The 9,079-nt window shown below is 73.1% G+C and carries 12 protein-coding genes; 7 read left to right on the forward strand and 5 right to left on the reverse strand.

Annotated features, from left to right (window positions below; genetic code table 11):
• Positions 1 to 275 (forward strand): hypothetical protein (locus VFW24_04680; GenBank protein HEX5266045.1); only part of this gene is annotated, 275 nt, incomplete at its 5' end.
• 15 nt (positions 276 to 290) lie between these two features.
• Here VFW24_04680 and VFW24_04685 read toward each other — a convergent pair.
• Positions 291 to 848 carry a GNAT family N-acetyltransferase gene (locus tag VFW24_04685; protein HEX5266046.1) on the reverse strand — a complete coding sequence of 186 codons (558 nt, stop codon included), beginning with the start codon at positions 846 to 848 and terminating at the stop codon, positions 291 to 293.
• Between VFW24_04685 and VFW24_04690 the strand changes: the two genes are divergently transcribed.
• Positions 837 to 1,664, forward strand: coding sequence for a pentapeptide repeat-containing protein (locus VFW24_04690; protein ID HEX5266047.1), 828 nt, complete (start codon positions 837 to 839; stop codon positions 1,662 to 1,664). The two genes, VFW24_04685 and VFW24_04690, sit on opposite strands and share 12 nt — an antisense overlap.
• Here the strand turns inward: VFW24_04690 and VFW24_04695 are convergent.
• Positions 1,653 to 2,249 carry a GNAT family N-acetyltransferase gene (locus VFW24_04695; GenBank protein HEX5266048.1) on the reverse strand — a complete coding sequence of 199 codons (597 nt, stop codon included), beginning with the start codon at positions 2,247 to 2,249 and terminating at the stop codon, positions 1,653 to 1,655. The genes VFW24_04690 and VFW24_04695 overlap by 12 nt on opposite strands.
• A 62-nt stretch (positions 2,250 to 2,311) precedes the next feature.
• On the opposite strand from VFW24_04695, the gene VFW24_04700 reads away from it, so the two are divergent.
• The 4 genes from VFW24_04700 to VFW24_04715 all read left to right on the forward strand — a co-directional run bounded on the left by VFW24_04700 (position 2,312) and on the right by VFW24_04715 (position 5,335).
• Positions 2,312 to 2,884 (forward strand): class I SAM-dependent methyltransferase, encoded by a 573-nt coding sequence (locus tag VFW24_04700; GenBank protein ID HEX5266049.1) that lies wholly within the window; start codon positions 2,312 to 2,314, stop codon positions 2,882 to 2,884.
• 99 nt (positions 2,885 to 2,983) lie between these two features.
• Positions 2,984 to 3,514 carry a hypothetical protein gene (locus VFW24_04705; GenBank protein ID HEX5266050.1) on the forward strand — a complete coding sequence of 177 codons (531 nt, stop codon included), beginning with the start codon at positions 2,984 to 2,986 and terminating at the stop codon, positions 3,512 to 3,514.
• A 22-nt stretch (positions 3,515 to 3,536) separates the two neighbouring features.
• Positions 3,537 to 4,703: a histidine kinase gene (locus VFW24_04710; GenBank protein ID HEX5266051.1), complete on the forward strand. Its 1,167-nt coding sequence runs from the start codon at positions 3,537 to 3,539 to the stop codon at positions 4,701 to 4,703.
• Positions 4,700 to 5,335: a response regulator transcription factor gene (locus VFW24_04715; GenBank protein ID HEX5266052.1), complete on the forward strand. Its 636-nt coding sequence runs from the start codon at positions 4,700 to 4,702 to the stop codon at positions 5,333 to 5,335. The genes VFW24_04710 and VFW24_04715 overlap by 4 nt, the downstream gene beginning before the upstream one ends.
• Before the next feature lie 12 nt (positions 5,336 to 5,347).
• On the opposite strand, the gene VFW24_04720 is transcribed toward VFW24_04715, so the two are convergent.
• Positions 5,348 to 6,544, reverse strand: a complete 1,197-nt coding sequence (locus tag VFW24_04720) for a Gfo/Idh/MocA family oxidoreductase (GenBank protein HEX5266053.1) — start codon at positions 6,542 to 6,544, stop codon at positions 5,348 to 5,350.
• A 30-nt stretch (positions 6,545 to 6,574) separates the two neighbouring features.
• On the opposite strand from VFW24_04720, the gene VFW24_04725 reads away from it, so the two are divergent.
• Positions 6,575 to 7,126 carry a molybdopterin cofactor-binding domain-containing protein gene (locus tag VFW24_04725; protein HEX5266054.1) on the forward strand — a complete coding sequence of 184 codons (552 nt, stop codon included), beginning with the start codon at positions 6,575 to 6,577 and terminating at the stop codon, positions 7,124 to 7,126.
• 31 nt (positions 7,127 to 7,157) lie between these two features.
• On the opposite strand, the gene VFW24_04730 is transcribed toward VFW24_04725, so the two are convergent.
• Positions 7,158 to 7,988 (reverse strand): SDR family NAD(P)-dependent oxidoreductase, encoded by an 831-nt coding sequence (locus tag VFW24_04730; GenBank protein ID HEX5266055.1) that lies wholly within the window; start codon positions 7,986 to 7,988, stop codon positions 7,158 to 7,160.
• The coding region (locus tag VFW24_04735) for a PLP-dependent aminotransferase family protein (protein HEX5266056.1) at positions 7,969 to 9,079 on the reverse strand (1,111 nt) is incomplete at its 5' end. The genes VFW24_04730 and VFW24_04735, both read right to left, overlap by 20 nt.

The following is a 9,079-nucleotide window of genomic DNA, read 5'->3' on the forward strand; positions in this document are numbered from 1 at the left end:
TCCTCCACCTCGCCTTCGAGGGGCTGGGCGCCACCGAGGCCCGCAGCGGCGCCTGGGCCGACAACACCGTCTCCCACCGGGTCTCGCGGTCGTTGGGCTACCGCCAGCAGGAGGGCGCCCTCGAGCTGCGGCGGGGGAAGCCGGACCGACTGGTGGACTTCGTCTTGGACCGCGAGACGTGGCATTCCCGGCGTCGCGACGACATCGAGATCACCGGTCTGGAGCCGTGCCTCGAGCTCTTCGGGGCGGCCGCGCCGGTATCAGAGTGCTCGTGACGGTCGCTCAGGCCGTCACAGCGGGCGGGTCCAGCGCCGGTCCTCGCCATCCCGCACGAACCCGAGGCGGGCCCAGAACACCGCGCCGAGCTCGTTGCCGTCGTGCACCAGGGCGTCCAGGCGGCGGGCCCCGACGGCCCGGGCCCGGGCGGCGGCCGCATCGAGGAGGAGGCGCCCCACTCCCTCCCGGCGATGGTCGGGCCGGACCGCCATCCGGTAGAGGTGGGCCCGCCATCCGTCCCACCCGAGGATGACGGTTCCGACCACGGCGCCGTCGGCCTCGACGATCATCAGGGCGCCAGGGTCGCGCTCCAACAGGCGGGCGACGGCTCCGGCGTCGCTCGGTAGGCGGGTCGGACCGGCGGCAGCGGCCCACAGGCCGATCACCGCCTCAGCGTCGGCCACCGTCGCCGCCCTCACCGTCGTCACCACTCCGACCCTTGCACACCGCGGTCTCCCACCACGCCGACCCGGCGCGCTCCCGCCGCGGGCGACGACCCGGCCGACGGGGCGCGACGATCGGGCCGTGCCGAAGTTCGACGAGCTGGTGCGGCCGTGACCATGGCGACGGATGACCGCCGCCTGAGCCTGCGGGCCGACTGCGGGCGATGCGCCGGACTCTGCTGCGTGGCCCCGGCCTTCGAGAAGTCGGCGGACTTCGCCCTCGCCAAGCCGGCCGGCCGGCCCTGCCCCCACCTCACCGAGCCCTTTCGGTGCGGGATCCACGACTCGCTCCGGGACCGCGGATTTCGGGGGTGCGCGGTGTTCGACTGCTTCGGCGCCGGCCAGCACCTCGTGCAGGTGACCTTCAGCGGCCGGACCTGGAGGGACGGGCCCGATGGGGCCCGGCGGATGCTGGCCCTGTTCCCGGTGATGCGCGTCCTGCACGAGCTGGCCTGGTACGCCACGGAGGCGGTGAGCCGCCTCGACGAGGGACCTCTGCGGGACCGGGTGGAGCAGCTGAGCGCCGAGGTCGAGAGGTGGATCGCCGCGGACGAGCTCGTCCTGGCCGACCTCGACGTCCGGGCGTTCCGGCGGGAGGCCGCAGACCTGCTTCGAGCCGTGAGCGAGGACCTCCGCCGCTCCCTCCCCGGCCGGTCCGAGGATCGCGCCGGCGCCGATCTGATCGGGTCCGACCTGGCCGGCGCCGACCTCCGGGGGGCCAGCCTCCGCAACGCCTGCCTGATCGCCGCCGACCTCCGCGGGGCGAGGCTCCAGGGCGCCGACCTCCTCGGCGCCGACCTGAGAGACGCCGACCTGCGCAGTGCCGACCTCACCGGGGCCCTCTTCGTCACCCAGCCCCAGATCGACGCCGCCCGGGGAGACGAGCGGACGGCACTGACCCCGCCGTTGCGCCGGCCGGGGCACTGGAGGGCGTCAGGTACCTGACCGGCCATCCACGAGCACGGCGGGATCGGACCAGACGTACCGAAGGCCGTGAGGGGTGCCTTGGAGACGCCCGGCAACGCCGCCGGGCGGGTTGACCGCCCTCCGGTCGGCGGGCCTCCCACCCCGCGCGTCGTAGAAGGCCTGGGCGGCGACGTTCTGCTCGAGCACCCAGAGGTAGAGCCCGCCCCGTCCCCGTCCGACCACGGCGGCGGCCGCCGCGGCCATCAGCCGGGTGCCGATGCCGGACCGCTTGCGGCGGTAGGTGACGTGGAGGTTGTCGACGAGCGCCCCCCACACCGGGTCGTCGTCGAACACGACGTGCCCGAACCCCACCGGCTCTCCGTTGTCCTCGGCCAGGATGGTCGAGGTGCCCCCGTCCTGGCCGGCCAGGCGCGCGGACCAGACCACCTTCCGGTCGGCCTCGACGTCACCGTCCAGGAAGGCGTCGGAATAGGCGCCCCGGTAGTGACGGCGCCAGCTGTCGGCATGCAGGGCGGCGACGGTCGCGGCGTCGTCCGCTCCCGCCCGGCGCAGCTCTATGCGATCGATGGGGCGAAGGTAGCGACGGGTTCCCCGAACGTCCACCGCATTGAGGCCGGACACCCGGTCCGCAGCGAGCGGACCGCGGGTTGCGGTAGAAGTCGGGGATGAACAAGGGCCATCTCGAGTTTCTGGCCAGCCCCGACTGGGCCCGCATGCTGGAGACCGATCTCCTGCCCTGGGTGGAGGGGGCCGGCGACCTCGGCGACGACGTGCTGGAGATCGGTCCCGGACCGGGGCTCACTACGGACCTGCTGCGGACCCGGGTCCGCCGGGTGACCGCCGTCGAGATCGACCCGACCCTGGCCGGTCCGCTCCGGGAACGCCTGGCGGGCACCAACGTGGAGGTGATCTGCGCCGACGCCACCGCCGCCGGCCTGGAGGAAGCCCGCTTCTCGGCCGCCACGTGCTTCTCGATGCTGCACCACATGCCCTCGAGCGAGGATCAGGACCGCCTGTTCGCCGAGCTGGCCCGGGTTCTGCGGCCCGGCGCGATCTTCGTCGGAGCGGACTCGCGCGACCTGGAGATGATCCGGGCCGGCCACATCGACGACACCTTCGTGCCCGTCGACCCCGACGCCCTCCCCGGCCGCCTGGCGGCGGTGGGATTCACCGACACGTCCGTGGACGTAGGCGACTACCAGTTCCGCTTCGTCACCCACCAGGCCATACGTCGGTAATAGTCCGCTGGTGAGCTGGTACCGGGTGGAGCCGGAATCCACCCGGCGCTCCACCCTGGCGCCGATGGCGCACGGGCCCGCGTCCCGGACACTGGCCCCATGACGATCACCGAGTACCTCCTCAACCTTGCCCTCATCGGACTGGTCGTGGTTCAGATCCGCGGCCACCGGATCACCAAGGCCCGTCTCCTGTTCCCCGTCGTCGTGACGGTGTGGGTGGCCGGCCAGTTCCTCCATTCGATCCCCACGGCGGGCAACGACGTCCTCCTCGAGGCGGGCCTGGCCCTGGTCGGCGCCGAGCTCGGAGTCGGCGCCGGTTTGGCCACCAGTGTCCGGACGGACGGAGCCGGCGCCTTCGCCAAGGCCGGCCTGGCGGCGGCGGTGCTGTGGGTCCTGGGCATCGGCGCCCGCATGGGCTTCTCCCTGTGGGTGACCAACGGCGGCCAGGCCAGCGTGGCCCGCTTCAGCGCCGCCCACCACATCACGTCGGGTTCCGCCTGGGCGGCCGGGTTCGTGCTCATGGCGATGATCGAGGTGGCCCTGCGGACCGGCGTGCTGTACCTGAAGGCCCGTCAGCTCGGCGTCGAGATCCCCCGGGGCGGACTGCGCCAGCACCTGGCGACGGTCTGAGATTCTGAGATCATCAGAGCCGGTGCTCATCCCGTCGCTGTTCCGCACGCCGCCGGGGACCGTCCGGTGGGCGGGTCTGGCCCGCCTGGCCGGACTGGCCGCCCTCCTGTGGGGAGTCTCCCAGCAGGTCCACCCCGAAGGTACCGGGGACCGGGTGGCGGTCGGCCTCCTCATGGCGGCGGCCACGGCGGGATGGATGGCCGGGGGCCTGACGTGGTCGGGGTGGCTGGCCGGCCCTGACACCGGGCTCGGGGTCCGGCCCCGCCGGGCGGCTCTTCTGGTCCTGGCCGCCGCCGGTGGAGGCCTGGCGGCCCTGGCTCCCATCGCCATCACCTTTCCGGCCGTGGCGGCCCTCGGAGCCGGGATCGGCCTCGAGACACCGGAGGCGTTGGGCGTGGCCGTGGTCGGCGCCGTGTCCGTCCTCGTGGCCGGGGCGGTCTCGGGAGCCCCGGCCGGATTCATGGTGTCCGGTGGCGTCTCGACCGTGGCCGGGCTCATGGCCGGCCGGACACGCCGCCAGTACACCGACCGCGCCCGGCAGGCGGAGTCGCTGCTCGAGGAGCGGATGCGCGCTGACGCCGAACGCGACCGGGCGGCGGCGCTGGCGGAGCGGAACCGCATCGCCCGGGAGATCCACGACGTGCTGGCCCACTCTCTGGGCGCCCTGGCGGTGCAGCTGGACGCGGCCGACGCCGTGCTGGAGAACGGGGCGGACAGCGAGCGGGCCCGGCAGCTGGTGCGCCAGGCCCGGGGACTGGCGGTGACCGGCCTGGCCGAGACCCGCCAGGCGGTGCACGCCCTTCGCGAGGAGCCGGTGGCGCTGGCGGAGCAGCTGGCGTCACTGGTGACCCACGACGGTGCCAGCCTCTCGGTGACCGGCTCCCCCCGTGCTCTCGACGCAGGCGTGGGCGTGGCCCTCTACCGGGTGGCCCAGGAGGCCATCACCAACGCCCGCAAGCACGCGCCGGGGGCGCCGATCTCGGTCGTGCTCGACTTCGGGACGCGGGCCACTGTCGTCACCGTGTCCAACGGGGCCCCGACGACGAACGAGACTCCGGGCCCGCTGGCTCGCAGTGGCGCCGGGTTCGGCCTGACCGGGATGCGGGAGCGCATCGAGCTGCTCGGCGGCTCGGTGCACGCGGGAGCGGATGGACCCGGATTCACGGTGCGGGCCAGCGTCCCGGCATGAGAGTGGTCGTGGTCGACGACCAGACGGCCGTCCGCGAGGGCCTGGTCACCCTGCTCGGCACCCTGGAGGGCATCGAGGTCGTCGGGGCGGCGGCCAACGGCCGGGAAGCCCTCGATGTGGTGTCCACCGCCAAACCGAACGTCGTCCTGATGGACCTCAACATGCCGGTCCTCGACGGAATCGGCGCCACCGCCGCCATCCGCGCCGAGAACCCGGAGATCCAGGTGGTGGTGCTGACGACCTACGGAGACGACCAGTCGATCATCGGTGCCCTCCGCGCCGGCGCCATCGGCTACCTCACCAAGGATGCCGGAAGGGACCACATCCACCGGGCCATCGAGGCGGCCGCCGCCGGCCAGGCCGTGCTCGACCCGACCGTGCAGGCGCGCCTCGTGGACGCAGCGACGCTGCCGGCGGCCCCCTCCCCCGCAACCCTGCCGGACGGCCTGACCGACCGCGAGGGCGAGGTGCTGCGCCTGATGGCCGCCGGCCTCTCCAACAGCGAGATCGCCACCCAGCTCTATGTCAGCGAGGCGACGGTCAAGACCCACATCAACCACATCTTCGCCAAGACCAACAGCCGCGACCGGGGCCAGGCCATCGCCTACGCCCACCGTCACGCCCTGGCCTGATCAGGCCGAGCGCTAGTCGGCCTCGGGCCGGACGAAGGCGAGAACGTCCTCCACGGTCACCCCTTCGGGCAGCAACCCCAGGCCGGCGGCGTCGCGGAGGAGCTCCTCCTGGCTCTTGGGCCACCACGACGGCGAGACCGAGCCGTCGATGGCGGCCGGCTCCACCGGCCGCCCCTCGTTCGACGACTGGTAGACGGCAAAGGCGAGCTGGAGGGTCTTGACCGCGGTTTCCGGGTCCAGTTCCGGCTGCCGCCCCGACAGGACGGCATCGACGAACGCCTCGGCGGCCCGCCGGAAGCTGACCTCGTAGCGGGCGTCGACGTCGGTGACCTCCGTGGTCGTCCGGCCGGAGCGGATCAACACCGGCGGCAGGTCCAGCAGCCGGCCCGACAGCCGCGTCACCCAGATGAATCCGGCCGTGCCCTGGATCTCGAAGAACTCGTCGGCGCCGTACCAGTCGCTGGGGATGAACATCTCGGGGGCGTGGGACACCTCCATCAGGCCCAGGAGGTCGGGGCGGGAGTACTCGAAGACCGCCGCCGCCGGGGACTCGAAGAACAGAGGTCCCTTGCGGACGACGGACTGGACCCGCGCCACGTCCTCATCGACCAGCCAGAGGGCCATGGCGTACTTGTGGATCACGTCGTCGAAGAGATGGCCGCCCGGGCTGTGGGCGTCGAACCGCCACGTGTAGCCCTCCGGGTCGAGCTGGGCCTGGAACTCGGAGTCGGTCTCACCCACGACGGTCTTGATCCGCAGGACCGTCGGCGTGCCGATGGCCCCGTCCCGCACGGCCTGGCGGGCCCGTTCGAGGGGCGGGTAGTGGCAGCAGTTCTCGGTCACCCGGAACACCACCCCGGCCCGCCGGCACGCCTCGACCATCTTCTTGGCATCGGCTACCGACGTGGCGATCGGCTTCTGGCACGACACGTGCTTGCCCGCCGCGGCCGCGGCCAGCACGTGGGGGGTGTGCAGGTGGGTCGGGCTCAGGATCTCCACCGCGTCGACCTCGTCGTCGGCGAGGAGCTCCTCCAGGGTGGCGTAGACGCGGGGCACGCCCCATCCCGCAGCCGCCGCCGTGGCGCGGTCGAGGTTCGGGTCGCAGAGGGCCACCACCCGACAGCGCGGGTCCCCGAGGTATCCCGGCACGTTCAGCTGGCTGATGTTGCCCACCCCGACGACACCGAGGCGAAGGAGGTCGTTGGTCATCGGGCGGCAAGGTTGGTGGGTGCCCCCGAGGTGGTCAAGAGGGCCCGGATCGGAAGCGAGGCGGCGCAGCGCGGCGCCGCGCTCACCCACGAGCTCGACTTCGAGTCCGGGGGCTCGTTTCCCTTCGGGTGCCATGTGGCCGTGGTCGAGATCGACCGTCAGACCGGGCGCGTCGTGCTGCGCGACCTGGTGGCCGTCGACGACTGCGGCGTGGTGGTGAACCCGCTCCTGGCCGAGGGGCAGGTCCACGGCGGTCTGGCCCAGGGCGTGGCCCAGATCCTGTTCGAGGAGGTGGTCTACGACGGGGCCGGCAACCCGCTCACCGGGACGCTCGTGGACTACGGCATCCCTTCGAGCGCGGACATGCCGTCGTTGCGCACGGAGCACACGGTCACCCCCAGCCCGACGAATCCGCTCGGCGCCAAGGGGATCGGCGAGTCGGGCACCACCGGATCGGTGGCGGCGGTGTGGAACGCGGTGGTCGACGCCCTCCGGCCCTTCGGCGTCGAGCACCTCGACCCCCCGTTCAACGCCGAGAAGGTGTGGCGGGTGATGCACAGCCATTCGGCGCCGGCGCCGTGAAGCACGCCGGGCCCGCCGCCATCTAGGCGGGTCAGTGGGCCCAGCCCTCCGCCGCCTGCTCGTCGAAGGTGGCGTCGATGCGCTCGAAGCGGCGGCGGATCGAGCCCCGGGCCCCGCTGTGAGGAAGGACATAGAGCCGGTTGGCCACGACCGCGTCCACGGTGAGCCGGGCCACCTCGTCGACATCGAGCACCGCCCCCGCCGCCGGAGGAGGCGTGCCACCGGCCGGCGCCGCCCGCACCGCTCCCCCGTACTCGGCGGCCCGGTTGCGCTCGGACGTGCCGATGTTGGTGTTGACGATCATCGGGCACAGCACCGACACGCCGATGTCGTGGGACTTCACCTCCCGGGCCAGGACCTCAGCCAGAGCGACGACCCCGTACTTGGCGACGCAGTAGGGCCCGAGCCCGATGTTGGGCACGAGCCCGGCAAACGACGACGTGAACAGCAGATGCCCGCCCTCACCCTGCTCGATCAGCCGGGGCAGGAAGACCTCCACTCCGTGCACGGGACCCCACAGATCCACGTCGATGACCCAGCGCCAGTCGTCATGGGTCATCTGCGAGACGGCTCCCGCCTTGGCGATACCGGCGTTGTTGAACACGACGTGGACCGAGCCCAAGAGCCGGAACGACTCGGCGGCCAGCTTCTCGACCTCGTCCAGGCGGCGTACATCACACGACACACCATGGGCGTCGAACCCCTGGGCCCGGAGCTTCTCGACGGCGCCCTCCAGGGCCTCAGCCTCGACATCGCCCAGCACCACCCGGGCGCCGCGCCGAGCCAGCTCGCGCGCCGTGGCCAGCCCGATCCCGCTGGCGCCTCCCGTTACGACCGCTCCCCTACCCGCGACGGTGTCCATCACCCGACAGTAGGACAGGCAGTGACCGGGCCAACGCCTCCACGCCCCGCTCGATCATCCGGGGCTCGGCAGCCGCAAACGAGAGGCGCAGGTGGGCGGGCTCGGCCTCCCCCACCTCGAAGATGCGCCCGGGCAGCACCGCCGCTCCCGCCGCCAGGGCCCGGTCGGTCGCCTCGAGGTCGTCGACGCCGGCCGGCAGCTCCAACCAGATCGACAGGCCGCCCTCCGGGACCACGAACCGGCACTCCGGCAGGTGGCGCGCCAGGGCCACCGACATGACGTCGACCCGCTCCCGCAGCCCGGCGCGGAGCGTGCGCAGGTGGCCGGGCCAACCGGCACTGGTCACCAGGTCCACCGCCGCCTCCTGCAACGGACGCGCCATGAAGTGGTCGTCGACCAGGCGCATGGCGGCCACCCGCTGCAGCACAGGTCCCCGCGCCGCGACTGCTGCCACCCGCAGGCTGGGGGCGATGGTCTTGGTGAGCGAGGTCAGCGTGATCACGTGACCGTCGGCGTCGTCACGGATCAACGGCGGGGGAGGGACCGGGCCGTAGCTCAGCCAGCGGGCCCAGTCGTCCTCCACCACGAACGCCCCCGCCGCGGCCGCCACTGCCAGCACGTCGCCTCGGCGCTCCTCGGCCAGCACCCGGCCGTCGGGGTTGGCATACGTCGGCTGCATGTAGAGAAGCCGCGCTCCGCTCGTGGCGAAGGCCCGCTCGAGGAGCTCGGGCCGAACCCCGTCGCGGTCCACCGGCACCGGGACCGGCACCAGGCCGGCGCTGCGAGCCACCGCCAGGGCACCGGGATAGGTGGGGGTCTCGAACAGGACCGGGCTGCCGCTCGGCACCACGGCGCGCACCGTGGCCGACAGGGCGGCCTGGCCTCCGGACACGATCAGGACGTCGTCGGGGTCCACGCCGATCTCGTGGCCGAACCACGAGCGCAGCTCCCGGATGCCCATCGGCGGCGGGGGGTCCCACGCCCCCGGCCGGCGAGCGGCCCGGGCCAGAGCGGCGGCCACCCGCCCGTCGGTCCGCAACGGCTCCGCCGGGTACCCGGTGGCCAGGGGCACGGCCCCGGGGTCGCGCATC

The organism is Acidimicrobiales bacterium (assembly GCA_036273495.1).
GTDB lineage: Bacteria > Actinomycetota > Acidimicrobiia > Acidimicrobiales > JAJPHE01 > DASSEU01.